Origin of the sequence: Burkholderia sp. LA-2-3-30-S1-D2, assembly GCF_001523915.2 — a bacterium.
GTDB lineage: Bacteria > Pseudomonadota > Gammaproteobacteria > Burkholderiales > Burkholderiaceae > Burkholderia > Burkholderia diffusa.
In genome coordinates this window covers 22,403-38,577 of the sequence record NZ_CP013383.1, presented here as the reverse complement: position 1 = coordinate 38,577, position 16,175 = coordinate 22,403, and the positions used below count along the sequence as shown (strand labels likewise).

Genomic DNA, 16,175 nt, shown 5'->3' with positions numbered 1-16,175 from the left:
TAGCGTTCGCAGAGGGGCCGCAGTGCAAGGAGAAGTCATCTTGACCGACAGTAGCGAAAACAATGCTTCCGTAACGCAACTCACCCGAGCAGGCAGTTCGCGCCGCAATATGCTCAAGCTTGGCAGCGCCGCCACGCTCGGCGCCGTCCTGGGTGGTGGCGCCTTGCTCGGGCACGTCACGCCTGCTCTCGCACAGGCGGGCAGCGAAGGGCGACTTGCGCCGAATGCACCCCTCGATATTCTGATCGTCAACTACGACGGCGGTACGCTGCTCGATTTTGCCGGCCCCAGCGAGATTTTCCACCGGTTACCCAATACGAACGTTCGCTACGCGAGCCTCAATGGCGGCAACGTGACGCTCGAATTCGGCGTCGTATATGGCAAGACCGAACGACTGGCCGACATCGAGAAGACCGATGTGATCCTGGTCCCCGGCGGATCCGATCTGACGGCCCCGATGCGACCGGAGTATCAGGCGCAGATCCGGCGTCTGGCGGAAAGCGCCAAACACGTGACGTCGGTTTGCAACGGATCGCTCGTGCTCGCCGCAACAGGCATTCTCAACGGCAAGCGAAGCGCATGCCACTGGGCCTTCGTCAACAAGCTGTCCGAGTATGGCGCCATTCCCGTTCCCGATCGCTTCGTGGAAGACGACAACGGCAGGTTCATGAGCGGCGGCGGCGTGACGGCAGGCATCGACTTCGCACTTCGCGTGGCAGCGAAGCTGCGCGGCCGACAGGCCGCCGAATTCACGCAGCTCGTGATCGAATACGACCCCGCTCCGCCGTTCCACTCCGGTCATCCGAGGGACGCGCGGCCGGAAGTCATCGCGATGGTCGACAAGGAACTGCCCGGCGCATCCAGGGGGCTCGCACGAATCCCCGGTGTGCGCTGAAACGCCTGCCTGCAATGCGTGCATGGCCGCCGCCTGGCGCGCTGGAGGCCGAGGCCGACGTTGCCGGCCCGCCCGCCCACGTGGCGCCGCCCTTTCAACTCAAGTTAGTTCGACATCACTCGATGAAACAGATACGTTCTTGCACCGCTGCGCTTGCAGCCTGCGCTTCCTTTTTTGCATTCACCGCGCCCGCCATCGCCGACGGTTCGCAACGCCCGCCCGAAGCGGCCATCAAGGCCGAGAACGCGCGATGGGCGGATGCCTTTGCGCGAGGAGACTACGAGGCGATTGGCCGCCTTTATACCGATGACGGCACGCTCCTGCCGCCCGGAGGCGACAAGGTCACGGGAAGCCGTGCGATCACCGAGTACTTCGCCAAGGGGTACGCCGGATCGAAACCCGGCACCGTATCGTTCAGTCATGACGAGTTCTACGGTGACGACCGGACCGTGACGGAAGTTTCGGATGCGGAAGTCCGCGACCACGACGGCAAGCTCCGGATCCGCGCCAAGCAGATTCTCGTCTTCGTGAAACAGGCCGGCGTGTGGAAGCTGCACCGCGACATGTGGAATGACTACGGTCCGGTAAGAAGCGCCGCACAGTGAGCGCCCGTCGAACTGGTGCGTCACGTTCCCACGCGTCGATAGAACGCCAGCGGGACATTGACCACGCAGCACGCTGATCGGCCGGCAGTCGATCAGCGCGCACCGTTCGATCTGCTCTCGCGCCGAATCGCCTGCGGTGGGTGCCCATGCAGCTTGATGAAGGCCCGCCGCATCCGTTCCGGATCGGTGAATCCCACAGCCAGGGCAATCTGTTCGATCGGTTCGCTGCCTCCCTGCAGGCGCAGCCGCGCAGCTTCGACTCGCAAGCGCTCGACCGCCCTGGCAGGCGTTTCACCGGTTTCCCGGCGAAAAGCGCGTCCGAACTGCCGCAAACTCAATCTTGCGGCATCAGCGAGCCGCTCGACAGGCAAGGCTTCAGCGAGATGTTCCCGCGCAAAATTCAGTGCGATGCGGATGCGATCCGATTCCGGCTCCATCCGCGACATGGCGGAGAATTGGGACTGCCCTCCTGGTCGACGATACGGAACCACCAGAAGCCTGGACACGGCGCGCGCAATCTCCGCGCCCATGTCGCGTTCAATGATGCCGAGCGCCAGGTCTATCCCGGAGGCGATGCCCGCCGACGTCCAGACGCGGCCATCCTCGATATAGATGCTGTCGCCGTCGACCCGGATGCGAGGGAAGCGCGACTGCAATTGCGTAGCGTATCGCCAGTGGGTCGCCGCTCTCAAGCCGTCCAGCAAGCCGGTTTCCGCAAGCAGAAAGGCGCCCGTACACACGCTCGCCACGCGCGAGGCCTTGGCGGCCAATTTCCCGGCCGCGGCAATATTCTCCGATGTCTGCATCGGATCGATATCACCACCCACGAAAATGACGGTATCGAACGCGCGCCTTCCGATCGGCATCGTCTCGATCGAAAGGCCCGTATTGCCATGAACCAGGCCTCCGGATCGCGAGATGACATGAAGCTCGTATGGCGTATGGCCGGCAGCTGTGGCCACCTGATTGAAAGCCGACAACGGCCCGCCAAGATCAAGCGCATCGTAGCCACGGCAAACGAAGAATCCGATTCTATGCATGACGAAGCAATGACTGAAATCCCAGAAGGCGTATTTTACCGATAAACCTCGAATAGCGTCATCTGGCCTGAAACGAGGGAAAAACGTCGTTGACGCCGGCATCGCTTGCCCATGGAGGTGCTCGTCAGCGCGACGCGGGCCAAATCATTGCCCCTCCCCCCTCTCCCTCAACCGCGCATCCACCGCGCCCACATTCTTCTCGTGCGCGACCAGCATCAACGACAGCGCGTGATGAATATCCGGATCGGCCAGCGTCGGCAGCAGCGTCTGCAGTTTGCGCACGACCCAGCGTTGCCCGCGGTTCAGAAACGCCATCCGCTCGGCCAGATCATCGATCGCCATCGCCTTTTCATAGAACGACCCGGTCGCGCGCGTCGGCGTCGCACCGAGCGTCCGAATCGCGTCGACCAGCACGCTGCACCAGTGCGCCTCGTCCTGCCGAATATGCGCGATCAGCCGGTGGAGTTCGGCATCTTCAGTCACCGCTGCCGCCGTCTCGGATGCAACGCGCGCCCCCGCCCGCTCCGCCTCCAGCAATTCATCGAGCGCCGTGAGCAACGTCGCACGCCCCTCATCCACTTCACCAGCCGATGAAGCCGCGCTTGTCTCGACGATCGCCGCCGCATCGCACACGATCCGGCGCAGCACCTCGCCGGCCGACTCGATCGCTCGAATTCGCCCGGCCCCCGTGCCCGCATACAACGCCATCGCCTCGAAATCACCGGTCATCGTACGCAACGGCGAGTCGGTACTGAACAGATAAATGGGCCGCCCTTCCTCGTCGCCGATCACCACGCGCTCATCACTGAACGGATCACCGCGCTCGCCACGCGTGACACTCGACGGCAGCACGCGCACCCGCGCGCCGCGCGGCCAGTTGATGTGAAAGACATCGGTCAACAGCGTGTCGCCTTCACGCGCATCGACGATCCGCTGCTGGTGATACGCATGCGCGAACGATTCGTGCGTCGCGATGAACGCCGTACCCATCACCGCCCCCTGCGCACCGAGCGCCATCGCGGCGGCCACGTCGGGGCCGTCGACGATCCCGCCGGCCGCGAGCACCGGCAACCGCGTCGCGCGAATCACTTCAGGCAACAACTCGGCCAACGGCCGATCACCACGCACGTGGCCGCCAGCCTCGCGCCCCTGGGCGATCAGCGCCTGCGCCCCGGCCGCCTCGGCCGCGCGCGCATCGTCGAGCGAGCCCACCTGATGAACCACCCGCACGCCCGCATCGCGCAGACGCTGCACGACGCCCGGCATCACATCCCAGAACAACGCAACCACGGGCACACGCAACTCGATACACGCATCGATCTGCGCATTGAGCAACTCGGTCGGCGTCGACGCGGGAATCAGGTTGACGCCGAATGACCGCTCGGTGGCCGCGCGCACCTTTTCGACCTCGCGCCGGATCAGCGCGACCGGCTCGCGCACCATCCCGAGAAAACCGAACCCGCCGGCAGCGCTCACCGCACTCGCGAGCTCCGCCCGCGCGACGCCGCCCATGCCCGCGAGCACGATCGGCCATGCACAGCCGAGCAGGTCGCAGACGGGGCGATGCAGGATCTGGACGGCGCGGGCCTCCGGCCCGTCGCCACGCGTCGGAATCGACATGCAGCGTCCTCCTTCAAGGATTGGCGGCGCGTCACGGTCAACCGCGAAGGCGCGTGTCGCGCAAGGGCGAAACGGGTCGTGTCGGGCCACGCATCAAATGGGTCACATTGTGACATATTGATCCATGAGACCGCGCGACCAGTGCAATATGCCTGATGCACGTCACGGCGCCAACGGCCACGCCGGTTCGAGCGGCTCAGGTCCATCCTTCGAGGCGCAGCGTCGAGCGCACGAGCCGCTGCTCCTCCGCTTCGATCTCGCGCAGATAATCGACGCACTGCCGGATATGCTCGCTCGCGGCCTTGCGCGCCTGGTCGGGCAACCGCCCGGTCACCGCGTTGTAGAGCCGCGCGTGCTGACGGTCGATCTGCTTCTTCAGCGGCTCACGGTGATAGAGGTTGTTCACCGATGCAAACACCGAGCTCAGCAGCAGATCGGTCAGCGACTGCAGCGTGTTGACGAGCACCGGATTGTGCGACGCCTCGCAGATCGCGAGATGGAACGCATGGTCGAGCTTCGCGCGCGCGGCCGGATCGAGATCCTGCGCGTCGGCCGCGGTCATTTCCTCGTATCGGCGCTTGATCAGGATGAAGTCGGCGGGCGTGCCGCGCAGCGCGGCGAGCCGCGCGGCTTCGGTCTCGAGCATCCCGCGCACTTCGAACAGGTCGTACAGCGTGCGCGGCTGCGAGCCGAGCAGATGCATCATCGGCGAAACCTCGCGCTGCGGGGTCAGGCTCGCGACGAACGAGCCCTTGCCGTGCGTCGTGTCGATGATCCCGCGCGCGCGCAGCAGCTTCATCCCTTCGCGCACGGCCGTTCGCGACACGCCGAGCTTCTCGGTGAGCCGCCGCTCGGACGGCAGCGCCTGCCCGGCCTTGAGCACGCCGTCGACGATCAGTTGCTCGATCCGCTCGGCGACGACGTCGGCGACATTGCGCGCCGGCGCTTGTCGATCCTGCTTTTCCATACTGGTATGACCACTTTGGGCGAATGTCGTCGATTTTCTCACAATCCCTTGTTTGGATTGAGTTTTTCCCCTCGATCGATGCCCCTCGACAGGCACGCCTCGAAAAACTGGTATGACCACGCTGGCGACGTCTGGACATGCGCCCTCCGCCCGCCAAGAATGCCGTCCATCCGGTGCGCCGCGCATCCCGCGGCCGCCTGCATGATGAAGAGGGTGGAGACGGAGACACACGATGAGTTTCACCTACGACGAACGGATCGACGGCCCGCTGGCGACCGTCGACCGCGACACACTCGTTGCCGCACTGCACGCGGCTGCGCCCGGCCTCGACGTGCTGCACGAGCGCGAGGCGCTCAAGCCGTTCGAATGCGACGGCCTCGCCGCATACCGCACGGTGCCGCTCGCGGTCGTGCTGCCCGACACGGTCGAGCAGGTGCGCGCGGTGCTGCGCGTCGCGGCCGCGCACGGCGTGCCGGTGGTCGCGCGCGGCGCGGGCACGGGCCTGTCGGGCGGCGCGATGCCGCTCGAAAAGGGCCTCCTGCTCGTCATGTCGAAGTTCAACAAGATTCTCGACATCGACCCCGATGCCGGCATCGCGCGCGTGCAGCCCGGCGTGCGCAACCTTGCGATCTCGCAAGCGGCCGCGCCATACGGCCTCTACTACGCGCCCGATCCGTCGTCGCAGATCGCCTGCTCGATCGGCGGCAACGTCGCCGAAAACGCGGGCGGCGTGCATTGCCTCAAATACGGGCTGACGGTGCACAACATCCTGAAGGTCGAGATCCTGACGATCGACGGCGACACGCTGACGCTCGGCGCCGACGCGCTCGACGCCCCCGGCTTCGACCTGCTCGCGCTGTTCACCGGCTCGGAGGGGATGCTGGGCATCGTCACCGAGGTGACGGTCAAGCTGCTGCCGAAGCCGCCGAGCGTGAAGGTGTTGATGGCGAGCTTCGACGACGTCGCCGAAGCCGGCGCGGCGGTCGCGCGGATCATCGGCGCGGGCGTGATCCCCGGCGGGCTCGAGATGATGGACAACCTCGCGATCCGTGCGGCCGAAGACTTCATCCACGCGGGCTATCCGGTCGACGCGCAGGCGATCCTGCTGTGCGAACTCGACGGCGCGGCGACCGATGTCGACGAAGACGCCGAACGCGTCGCCGCGCTGCTGCGTGACGCCGGCGCGTCGGAAATCCGCGTCGCGCGCGACGAAGCGGAGCGTCAGCGTTTCTGGGCCGGCCGCAAGAACGCGTTCCCGGCGGTCGGCCGCATGTCGCCCGACTACTACTGCATGGACGGTACGATCCCGCGCCGCGAACTGCCGCGCGTGCTCGAAGGGATCGCCGCGCTCTCGGCCGAATACGCGCTGCCGGTCGCGAACGTGTTCCATGCGGGCGACGGCAACATGCATCCGCTGATCCTGTTCGACGCGAACCGTCCCGGCGAGCTCGACCGCGCGGAGGCGCTCGGCGGCAAGATCCTCGAGCTGTGCGTCGCCGTGGGCGGCAGCATCACCGGCGAACACGGCGTCGGGCGCGAGAAGATCAACCAGATGTGCGTGCAGTTCAACGCCGACGAAATCACGTTCTTCCACGCGGTGAAGGCCGCGTTCGATCCGCAGCGCCTGCTCAATCCCGGCAAGAACATCCCGACGCTGCATCGCTGCGCCGAGTTCGGCGCGATGCACGTCCATCACGGCAAGCTGCCGTTTCCCGAACTGGAGCGCTTCTGATGCGACGCGAACGCGAATCCGAATCGATCGACGATAGCGCGGCGCTCGTCGCACAGGTCGACGCCGCGATCCACGATCGCCAGCCGCTGCACATTCGCGGCGCGGGCACGAAGGCATTCGTCGGCCGCGCCGTCGAAGGCCGCACGCTCGACGTGCGCACGCATCGCGGCATCGTCGCGTACGACCCGACCGAACTCGTCATCACCGCGCGCGCGGGCACGCCGCTCGCCGAACTCGACGCGATGCTCGACGCGGCGGGCCAGATGCTGCCGTGCGAGCCGCCGACGTTCGGCGGCGCGGCCACCGTCGGCGGGATGTTCGCGGCCGCGCTGTCGGGGCCGCGCCGCCCGTGGGCCGGCGCGGTGCGCGACTTTGTGCTCGGCTGCCGCGTGATCACCGGCCACGCGAAACATCTGCGTTTCGGCGGCGAGGTGATGAAGAACGTCGCGGGCTACGACGTGTCGCGGCTGCTCGCGGGCAGTTTCGGCTGCCTCGGCGTCGTGACGGAGGTGTCGCTGAAGGTGCTGCCGAAGCCGCGCGCGACCGGCGATCTCGCGTTGCCGCTCACTGCGGGCGAAGCCGTTCAACGCGTCGCCGGGTGGCGGCGCGCGGGGCTGCCGCTCGCGGGCGCCTGCCACGCGGACGGCGTGCTGCGCGTGCGCCTCGAAGGCGGCGAGGGCTCGGTGAAGGCCGCGCGCGACACGATCGGCGGCGAGCGCATGGACGATCGCGACGACGGGTTCTGGGCGCGGCTGCGCGACCTGTCGCTGCCGTTCTTCGACGATCCCCGCCCGCTGTGGCGCGTGTCGGTGCCGGCCGCCGCGCCGCTCGATGCGCTCGCCGGCGCGGTGCTCGTCGACTGGGGCGGCGCGCAGCGCTGGCTGAAAACCGACGCCGCACCGGCCGACGTGCAGCGGTTCGCCGCGCAGTGGGGCGGCCACGCGACCTGCTTCACGGCCGGCACGACGTCCGAGCCGTTCCAGCCGTTGCCGCCCGCGCTGCTGCGCGTGCATCGCCAGCTGAAGGCGCAGCTCGATCCGCATGCGATTTTCAATCCCGGCCGCCTGTACGCGGACGTCTGACGCCAACCCGACTTCGAACCGCCGATGCAAACCAATCTCAGCGAAGCCAGCAAGGCCCTCGACCGGGCCGACGAAGCGGAAGCGATCCTGCGCGCGTGCGTGCACTGCGGCTTCTGCAATGCGACCTGCCCGACCTACCAGGTGCTCGGCAACGAGCTCGACGGGCCGCGCGGACGCATCTACCTGATCAAGCAAATGCTCGAAGGCGAACCGTGCGGCGAGCGCACGCAGCAGCATCTCGACCGCTGCCTGACCTGCCGCAACTGCGAAACGACCTGTCCGTCCGGCGTGCGCTATCACACGCTGCTCGACATCGGCCGCGCGGAAGCCGAGAAACGCGCGCGGCGTCCGGCGCGCGAGCGCCTGCTGCGCGCCGGCCTGCGTCACGTCGTGCCGCGGCCGGCGACCTTCGCCGCGCTGCTGAAGGCCGGCCGCGCGCTGCGCCCGCTGCTGCCCGGCACGCTGCAGGACAAGATCCCGGCCACCGTGCCCGCCGCCATGCCGCGCCCGCCCGTGCGCCACGCCCGGCGCGTGCTGATGCTGGAAGGCTGCGTGCAGCCTTCGCTGTCGCCGAACACGAACGCGGCCGCCGCGCGCGTGCTCGACCGGCTCGGCATCAGCGTGACGCCCGCGCGCGAGGCCGGCTGCTGCGGCGCGACCGAATATCACCTGAACGCGCAGGATGCCGGGCTCGCACGCGCACGCCGCAACATCGATGCATGGTGGCCCGCGATTGCGGCCGGCGCGGAAGCGATCGTGCTGACGGCGAGCGGCTGCGGCGCGTTCGTGAAGGAATACGGCGACCTGCTGCGCTCCGACCCCGTCTATGCCGACAAGGCGCGGCGCGTCAGCGCGCTCGCGCGCGACCTCGCGGAAGTGATCGCGGCCGAGCCGCTCGACGCGCTGGCCGATGCGACGCAGCGCCGCGTCGCGGTTCATTGCCCGTGCACGCTGCAGCACGCGCAGCGGCTCGGCGGCGCCGTGGAGAGCATCCTGACGCGGCTCGGCTTCGATCTGACGAATGCCGCCGACGGCCACCTGTGCTGCGGCTCCGCCGGCACCTATGCGCTGACGCAGCCCGAACTCGCCACCAGGCTGCGCGACAACAAGCTCGACGCGCTCGAAGCCGCACGGCCGGACCTGATTGTCACGGCCAACATCGGCTGCCAGACTCACCTGAACGGCGCGGGCCGCACGCGCGTGCGCCACTGGATCGAGCTCGTCGACAACCGACTCGTCAACTGACCGCTGATTCCGGAGGAACGCCATGAAAACGAAGCCCGAACTCGAACTCGCCGACGTCGACCGCATGCTCGCCGCCGCCCGCGCGGAAGCCGAACGTCACGGCTGGGCCGTGTCGATCGCCATCGTCGACGACGGCGGGCACCTGCTCGCGTTCGCACGCCTCGACGGTGCATCGGCGGCCAGCGCCTGCATCGCGCAGGACAAGGCGCGCGCGGCGGCGCTCGGCCGTCGCGAGACGAAGGCGTATGAGGATATGATCAACGGTGGCCGCACGGCGTTTCTGAGCGTGCCGCTGACGGGGTTGCTCGAAGGCGGCGTGCCGGTGACGGTGGATGGCCGCATTGCGGGCGCGATCGGTGTGTCTGGCGTAAAGTCCGAACAGGATGCGCAGATCGCCCGCGCCGGCACACAAAGCGTCGCGGCCTGATCCGCGCGCGTTTTTCATTCCCCGGGAGGAATCACGATGATCGACCAAGCAGGACTGCAAGTCGCGCCAGCGCTGAGCCAGTTCATTGAAAACGAAGCACTGCCGGGCACCGGTATCGACAAGACCGCATTCTGGAGCGGTTTCTCGGCCCTGGTGCACGACCTCGCGCCGCGCAACCGCGAACTGCTCGCGGAACGCGACCGCCTGCAGCAGGAACTCGACGCGTGGCATCGCGCGCACCCCGGCCCGGTGCGCGACCATGCCGCGTATCGCGCGTTCCTCGAACAGATCGGCTACCTCGTGCCGGTCCCGTCGAACGTCGCGGCAGCCACCGCGAACGTCGACAGCGAGATCGCGACGCAGGCCGGCCCGCAGCTCGTCGTGCCGCTGTCGAACGCGCGCTATGCGCTGAACGCCGCGAACGCACGCTGGGGCAGCCTGTACGACGCGCTGTACGGCACCGACGCGCTGCCGGAGGACGGCGGCGCCGAACGCACCACGGCCTACAACCCGACGCGCGGCCAGCGCGTGATCGACTACGCGCGTGAAGTGCTCGACAACGCGGCGCCGCTCGCGAGCGGCTCGCACCGCGACGCACTGCGCTATCGCGTGGAGGACGGCCAGCTCGCCGTCGAAACCGGCAAGGGCGTCGTGCATCTCGCACAGCCGGCGCAGTTCGTCGGCTATCAGGGCGCGGCAGGCGCACCGTCCGCGATCCTGCTGAAGCACAACGGCCTGCACCTCGAGATCCAGATCGATGCGTCGACCCCCATCGGCCGCGCCGATCTCGCGAACGTGAAGGACGTCGTGCTCGAAGCCGCGGTCAGCACGATCATCGACTGCGAGGATTCAGTCGCGGCGGTCGACGCCGACGACAAGGTCCAGCTGTATCGCAACTGGCTCGGCCTGATGCAGGGCACGCTGGTCGAGGAAGTCGCGAAGGGCGGCAAGACCTTCACGCGCCGCCTGAACGCCGATCGCGAATACACGACGCCGGCCGGCGGCACGCTGACGCTGCACGGCCGCTCGCTGCTGTTCGTGCGCAACGTGGGCCACCTGATGACCAACGGCGCGGTGCTCGACCGCGACGGCAACGAGATTCCGGAAGGCATCCTCGACGGCGTCGTCACGGTGCTGTGCTCGCTGCATGACCTGAAGGCGAAGCGCAACTCGCGCACGGGCTCGATCTACATCGTGAAGCCGAAGATGCACGGCCCGGTCGAAGTCGCGTTCGCCGACACGCTGTTCGCGCGCATCGAGGACCTGTACGGCCTGCCGCGCAACACGCTGAAGATGGGCATCATGGACGAGGAGCGCCGCACCAGCGTGAACCTCGCCGCCTGTATCGCGGCGGCCGCCGCGCGCGTCGCGTTCATCAACACCGGCTTCCTCGATCGCACCGGCGACGAGATGCACACCGCGATGGAAGCCGGCCCGATGATCCGCAAGGGCGACATGAAGTCGTCGGCATGGATCCAGTCGTACGAGCGCAACAACGTGCTCGCGGGCCTGTCGGCCGGCCTGCGCGGCCGCGCGCAGATCGGCAAGGGCATGTGGGCGATGCCGGACCTGATGCATGCGATGCTCGAGCAGAAGATCGCGCATCCGCGCGCCGGCGCGAACACCGCGTGGGTGCCATCCCCGACCGCCGCGACGCTGCACGCGCTGCACTACCACCTTGTCGACGTGCAGGCCGTCCAGCAGGAACTCGAGAAGACGCCGTATGCGAGCGAACGCGACGCGCTGCTCGAAGGCCTGCTGACCGTGCCGGTCGTCGAACGCGCCGAGTGGAGCGAGGCCGAGATCCTGAGCGAAGTCGAGAACAACGCGCAGGGCATTCTCGGCTACGTCGTGCGCTGGGTCGAACAGGGCGTCGGTTGCTCGAAGGTACCGGACATTCACGACGTCGGCCTGATGGAAGACCGCGCGACGCTGCGCATCTCGAGCCAGCACATCGCGAACTGGCTGCGCCACGGCGTGATCACCGAGGCGTTCGTGCTCGACGTGTTCAAGCGGATGGCGCGCGTCGTCGATCAGCAGAATGCCGGCGACCCGAACTATCGCCCGATGGCGCCCGGTTATGACCAGTCGACGGCATTCAAGGCCGCGTGCGCGCTGGCGCTGCAGGGCACGTCGCAGCCGAGCGGCTATACCGAGCCGCTGCTGCATCGGTTCCGGCTCGCGTACAAGGCGCAGCAGCACGGCGCGTAAACCCTTGGCATGCGGGCTTTCCCGCATGCGGTTTCGCGAAACGGGCGGCCATCGTGGCCGCCCGTTTTTCATCTGCGAATTCATGCGGATACCGAAATGGATAATCGGTCCGTATCGCATGACCTCAAGTTCCTGCTTCACCGGCCGTTAAAGCAGTAAAACCGGCCAGCGTGGAATTCGCGCCGCTCCTGCCCCTGGCGCAAAGCCTTGCGCCGCAACGCTCCACGCGCGATTGGCAAGTGTCGGCCACGGCGATAAGTTGATCCGGATCAACGGTCCGCAACATTCTCCGCGCATACGAATACGCGCGTTATACTCGGATCAATCCGCGCCGCCCGATTCGTCGGATCGTCGGATCGCGGCCAATCCTCCCGGTGAAAGGAGTGATTTTTGCGGTTTATCTGGCCGCAATCATCGATGATCGGCTCCCGTTCTCCGGTCGATCGGGCGGCACGCGCATCGGAGACCGCATACCGGATCGCCGCCGGCAAATCATACGAACAATCGCATCGGCCCGCCGCCTGGCGCAGATGCCCATCGATCCACGAACCATGGCAGAAACCGACTACGCAATGCCCAGCGAATCCGGCCTGACGGGCCGCATCGCCGCGCAATTTCGCCGGTTCCTGCTGCCGCACCTGATCTTCTATTCAGGGCTGCTGATCGCGCTGCTCCTGTTGCTGCTGTGCGCCATCGTGCTGTACGAAGGCCGTATCGACGCACGCGATATCGCGCGCACCACCCAGCAGAACATCGCGCTGATGGCGTCGTGGGACATCGAGCGCAACATCGAGATCTATTCGCTGTCGCTGCAGGCGGTCGTCGACGGCTCGAACGATCCCGAAGTCGCCAGGCTGCCGCTGTCGCTGCGCCGCCAGGTGCTGTTCGACCGCGCGACGACGGCCAAATATCTCGGCGGCATCTACGTGCTCGACGCGAACGGCGACATCGCGGTCGACGGCATGAGCGATGTGCCACGCAAGGCCAACTTCGCCAACGAATCGTATTTCACGGTGCACCGCGACCACCCGGACGTCGGCCTGTACATCAGCGATCCGTACCATTCCCGACTGCGCGGCGGCTCGCTGAGCATCGCGCTCAGCCGGCGTATCACGCGGCCCGACGGGTCATTCGGCGGCGTCGCCGTGATGTCGATCCGGCTCGAATATTTCCAGAACCTGTTCTCGCGCCTGGCGCTCGGCGATCGCGGCTCCGTCGCGCTGATCAACACCGACGGCCGGATGGTCGCGCGCAAGCCGTACGATCCGGCGATCGTCGGCCGCGACATCAGCAAGGCCAGCACGTTCCGGCACTTCATGACCGCGAACGAGGGCAGCTTCGCCGATACCGCGTCGATCGACGGCGTGCGGCGCCTGTACGTGTTCCGGCATCTCGAAAACGTGCCGCTGATCATCATGGTCGCGCGCTCGGAAGCCGACACTTACGCAGCGTGGTACGACCGTGCGATCCCGATCGGTTCGGCGATGGTCATGCTCGCGCTCGGCTTCGCCGGCTTGTCGCTGCTGCTCGACGTGCAGCTGCGCAAGCGGCACCGTGCGGAAACCGAACTGCAGGCGCTCGCGCGCACCGACGGCCTCACCGGCCTCGACAACCGCCGGATGCTCGACGTCACGCTCGCGCGCGAATGGCGCCGCGCGGCACGCTCGCAACACGCGCTGTCGCTGCTGTTCGTCGACGTCGATCACTTCAAGCGCTACAACGACACGCAAGGCCACCAGGCCGGCGACGACGCGCTCGCCGCGGTCGGCCGCTGCATCGCGGGCTGCCTGCGGCGCCCGGCCGACTATGCGGCCCGGTACGGCGGCGAGGAATTCGTCGTCGTGCTGCCCGACGTCGACACGCCCGGCGCCGTGACGATCGCCGAAGCGATCCGCACCGGCATCCTCGATCTCGGCATCCGGCACGCCACGGGCTCGTCCGACCGCCTGACCGCGAGCATCGGCGTGACGACCTGCTACCCGGAACGCGACGACAGCATCCATGCCGCGCTGAAGCTCGCCGACGACGCGCTGTACCGGGCCAAGGAACGCGGGCGCAACCGGGTCGTCGTGCAGACGGCCGAGAGCCTGGATCGCACGCCGCGGCGCGCCTGAGCCACGGCGGGCCGCCGCCCCGCCGACCCCGGGCGAAATCGCCGACAATGTCGGCTCGCCGCCGCGCGACACATGTGCCGGCCGGCCCGCGCCCGCTTCAAACCACCATGAGACTCAAGGCAAAGATTTTCCTCCTGGCCATCGTGCCATTCCTGCTCGCGATCGCCGGCATCGGCTTCGGCGTGCGCCAGCAGGCGACGTCGCTGGCGCGCACGCAGCACGCGACGATCCAGGCCGCCTACCTGTCGAGCAAGGAAGTGGAGCTGAAGCATTACGTCGAGCTCGCGACGAGCGCAATCATGCCGCTGTACGACGCGAGCGGCCGCAATGCGCGCGACGACGCGTTGCTGCGCACCCAGGCGCTCGCGATGCTGCAGAAGATGGATTTCGGCCCCGACGGCTATTTCTTCGTATACGACCTGCACGGCAATGCGCTGATGCACCCGCGCGAGCCCGAGCGCGTCGGCCACAACTACTGGTCGATGCGCGACCCGCAGGGCGCGCTGACAATCCAGCAGCTGATCGGCGCCGCGTCGCACGGCGGCGGCTACGTGCGCTACACGTGGCAGCGGCCGTCGACGGGCAAGCTCGCGCCGAAGCTCGGCTACGTCGTCGCGCTCGAACGCTGGGGCTGGATGGTCGGCACCGGCATCTATCTCGACGACGTCGACAACGCGTTGCAACGCATCGACGCGCGCGCGTCCGCGAACATCGAGCGGACGATGAGCTGGCTCACCGCGATCGCGCTGACCGGCGCGGCGGCGATCGCCGTCTGCGCGCTGGTGCTGAACGTCAGCGAGTCGCGCAGCGCCGACGCGAAGCTCAAGCAGCTCGCGCAGCGTGTCGTCGAATCGCAGGAGCAGGAGCGCGAGCGGCTGTCGCGCGAACTGCATGACGGGATCAGCCAGATGATGGTGTCCGCGAAGCTGATGCTCGAATCCGCGCTCGCGCGCTTCGAGCGCGGTGCGACGCGCATGCCCGAAGCCGAGCAGGCGCTCGCGTCGGGCGTCGGACGTCTCGGCGAGACGCTGCGCGAAGTGCGGCGCATCTCGCATGCGCTGCGCCCGGCGATGCTCGACGATCTCGGCCTCGCGGCCGCGCTCGAGCAGCTCGTGCGCGAACTCGGCGCGGAAAGCGGCATCGACATCGGCTATACGCAGGTGGCGCACAGCGGCGCGCGGCCGTTGCCCGCGCCGGTCAATACGGCGCTGTTCCGGATCGCGCAGGAAGCGCTCAGCAACATCGTGCATCATGCGCAGGCGTCGCGCGCGGCCGTCACGCTCGACGTCGGCGCGCATTCCGCCACGCTGACCATCGCCGACAACGGCTGCGGCTTCGATGCCGAGCGGTCGCAGACCGACGCGCGCCGCGGCATCGGGCTGCGCAACATGCGCGAGCGCCTCGACGCGCTCGGCGGCACATTGACGATCACGTCGCAGGTCGGCCACACCGTCGTGGCCGCGCGCGTGCCGCTGCGCGCCGCCTGACCACGCGCCCCATAACCGGAGACCTTTGCCCATGAGCGCCCCCGACATTGCCCGGCCCGCCGCCCGACTGCTGCTTGTCGACGATCACCCGCTGGTGCGCGACGGCCTGCGGATGCGGCTCGAGGCGGCCGACCTGTCCGTGGTCGGCGAAGCCGGCAACGCGGACGAGGCGCTCGCGCTCGCCGCGTCGCTCGAGCCCGATCTAGCGCTGATGGACGTCGGCATGAACGGGATGAACGGCATCACGCTCGCCGGCGTCTTTCACGAGCGCTTTCCGGGAATTCGCGTGCTGATGCTGTCGATGCACGACAACGTCGAATATGTGACGCAGGCCGTGCGCGCCGGCGCGAGCGGCTATCTGCTGAAGGATTCACCCGCGAGCGAGATCGTACGCGCGATCGGCGCGGTGCTCACGGGGCAGACGTTCTTCAGCGAAGGGCTCGCCGCGCGGATGATCCAGGCGAGCGCGACCGCGTCGCCGCTCGACCGCCTGACACCGCGCGAACGCGACATCCTCGATGCGCTGGCCGAGGGGCTGTCGAGCAAGCAGATCGCGCAGCAAACGGGGCTCTCGGTGCGCACGGTGGAAACGCACCGGCTCAATCTGAAGCGCAAGCTCGAGATCGAGGGGCAGGCGGAGCTGATCAAGTTCGCGGTCGAGCATCGGCGGCGGTAGCCCCCCCGACACCGGCGTTGCGTCGTGCCGAACATGACGCCGCCACCGCGAACCCGCAACGAAAAGGGCGCCCG

The 16,175-nt window shown here is 67.7% G+C and carries 13 protein-coding genes; 10 read left to right on the top strand and 3 right to left on the bottom strand.

Annotated features, from left to right (window positions below; all coding sequences use genetic code 11):
- Positions 1-40: 40 nt before the first annotated feature.
- Both WS66_RS00175 and WS66_RS00170 read left to right on the top strand, forming a co-directional pair.
- Positions 41-895, top strand: coding sequence for a DJ-1/PfpI family protein (locus WS66_RS00175; RefSeq protein WP_059604685.1), 855 nt, complete (start codon positions 41-43; stop codon positions 893-895).
- Between the two features lie 122 nt (positions 896-1,017).
- Positions 1,018-1,500 (top strand): YybH family protein, encoded by a 483-nt coding sequence (locus tag WS66_RS00170; protein ID WP_059604682.1) that lies wholly within the window; start codon positions 1,018-1,020, stop codon positions 1,498-1,500.
- Positions 1,501-1,592: 92 nt separating this feature from the next.
- Here the strand turns inward: WS66_RS00170 and WS66_RS00165 are convergent, their stop codons facing one another.
- The 3 genes from WS66_RS00165 to glcC form a co-directional block, all read right to left on the bottom strand.
- On the bottom strand, positions 1,593-2,540 hold the full coding sequence (locus tag WS66_RS00165) for a GlxA family transcriptional regulator (RefSeq protein ID WP_059604679.1): 948 nt from the start codon (positions 2,538-2,540) through the stop codon (positions 1,593-1,595).
- Between the two features lie 144 nt (positions 2,541-2,684).
- Positions 2,685-4,160: a nitronate monooxygenase gene (locus WS66_RS00160; protein WP_059604677.1), complete on the bottom strand. Its 1,476-nt coding sequence runs from the start codon at positions 4,158-4,160 to the stop codon at positions 2,685-2,687.
- Between the two features lie 196 nt (positions 4,161-4,356).
- Complete coding sequence (gene glcC, locus WS66_RS00155; RefSeq protein ID WP_059604673.1) at positions 4,357-5,127, bottom strand: transcriptional regulator GlcC; 771 nt, start codon at positions 5,125-5,127, stop codon at positions 4,357-4,359.
- 232 nt (positions 5,128-5,359) lie between these two features.
- Here glcC and glcD point away from each other — a divergent pair, with 232 nt between their 5' ends.
- The 8 genes from glcD (at position 5,360) to WS66_RS00115 (ending at position 16,101) form a co-directional block, all read left to right on the top strand.
- On the top strand, positions 5,360-6,859 hold the full coding sequence (glcD, locus tag WS66_RS00150; RefSeq protein WP_059604671.1) for a glycolate oxidase subunit GlcD: 1,500 nt from the start codon (positions 5,360-5,362) through the stop codon (positions 6,857-6,859).
- Entirely contained in the window at positions 6,859-7,941 is a 1,083-nt protein-coding gene (gene glcE, locus WS66_RS00145) for a glycolate oxidase subunit GlcE (protein WP_059604667.1), read from the top strand. Before glcD ends, glcE begins: the two co-directional genes overlap by 1 nt.
- A 24-nt stretch (positions 7,942-7,965) precedes the next feature.
- On the top strand, positions 7,966-9,186 hold the full coding sequence (glcF, locus tag WS66_RS00140) for a glycolate oxidase subunit GlcF (protein ID WP_059604665.1): 1,221 nt from the start codon (positions 7,966-7,968) through the stop codon (positions 9,184-9,186).
- Positions 9,187-9,208: 22 nt separating this feature from the next.
- Entirely contained in the window at positions 9,209-9,613 is a 405-nt protein-coding gene (locus WS66_RS00135; protein ID WP_059604661.1) for a GlcG/HbpS family heme-binding protein, read from the top strand.
- Positions 9,614-9,649: 36 nt separating this feature from the next.
- On the top strand, positions 9,650-11,824 hold the full coding sequence (locus WS66_RS00130; RefSeq protein WP_059604658.1) for a malate synthase G: 2,175 nt from the start codon (positions 9,650-9,652) through the stop codon (positions 11,822-11,824).
- A gap of 551 nt (positions 11,825-12,375) precedes the next feature.
- On the top strand, positions 12,376-13,938 hold the full coding sequence (locus WS66_RS00125; protein WP_059604655.1) for a sensor domain-containing diguanylate cyclase: 1,563 nt from the start codon (positions 12,376-12,378) through the stop codon (positions 13,936-13,938).
- A 107-nt stretch (positions 13,939-14,045) separates the two neighbouring features.
- Positions 14,046-15,425, top strand: coding sequence for a cache domain-containing protein (locus WS66_RS00120; protein WP_059604652.1), 1,380 nt, complete (start codon positions 14,046-14,048; stop codon positions 15,423-15,425).
- A 31-nt stretch (positions 15,426-15,456) separates the two neighbouring features.
- Positions 15,457-16,101 (top strand): response regulator, encoded by a 645-nt coding sequence (locus tag WS66_RS00115; protein ID WP_059604649.1) that lies wholly within the window; start codon positions 15,457-15,459, stop codon positions 16,099-16,101.
- Positions 16,102-16,175: the final 74 nt, after the last annotated feature.

Excerpts from the sequence above, each read along its gene's own strand:
- glcF (WP_059604665.1), top strand. The coding sequence starts at position 7,966 with ATGCAAACCAATCTCAGCGAAGCCAGCAAGGCCCTCGACCGGGCCGAC.
- WS66_RS00125 (WP_059604655.1), top strand. The coding sequence starts at position 12,376 with ATGGCAGAAACCGACTACGCAATGCCCAGCGAATCCGGCCTGACGGGC.
- glcD (WP_059604671.1), top strand. The coding sequence starts at position 5,360 with ATGAGTTTCACCTACGACGAACGGATCGACGGCCCGCTGGCGACCGTC.
- glcE (WP_059604667.1), top strand. The coding sequence starts at position 6,859 with ATGCGACGCGAACGCGAATCCGAATCGATCGACGATAGCGCGGCGCTC.
- WS66_RS00115 (WP_059604649.1), top strand. The coding sequence starts at position 15,457 with ATGAGCGCCCCCGACATTGCCCGGCCCGCCGCCCGACTGCTGCTTGTC.
- WS66_RS00130 (WP_059604658.1), top strand. The coding sequence starts at position 9,650 with ATGATCGACCAAGCAGGACTGCAAGTCGCGCCAGCGCTGAGCCAGTTC.
- WS66_RS00135 (WP_059604661.1), top strand. The coding sequence starts at position 9,209 with ATGAAAACGAAGCCCGAACTCGAACTCGCCGACGTCGACCGCATGCTC.
- glcC (WP_059604673.1), bottom strand. The coding sequence starts at position 5,127 with ATGGAAAAGCAGGATCGACAAGCGCCGGCGCGCAATGTCGCCGACGTC.
- WS66_RS00170 (WP_059604682.1), top strand. The coding sequence starts at position 1,018 with ATGAAACAGATACGTTCTTGCACCGCTGCGCTTGCAGCCTGCGCTTCC.
- WS66_RS00160 (WP_059604677.1), bottom strand. The coding sequence starts at position 4,160 with ATGTCGATTCCGACGCGTGGCGACGGGCCGGAGGCCCGCGCCGTCCAG.
- WS66_RS00165 (WP_059604679.1), bottom strand. The coding sequence starts at position 2,540 with ATGCATAGAATCGGATTCTTCGTTTGCCGTGGCTACGATGCGCTTGAT.
- WS66_RS00120 (WP_059604652.1), top strand. The coding sequence starts at position 14,046 with ATGAGACTCAAGGCAAAGATTTTCCTCCTGGCCATCGTGCCATTCCTG.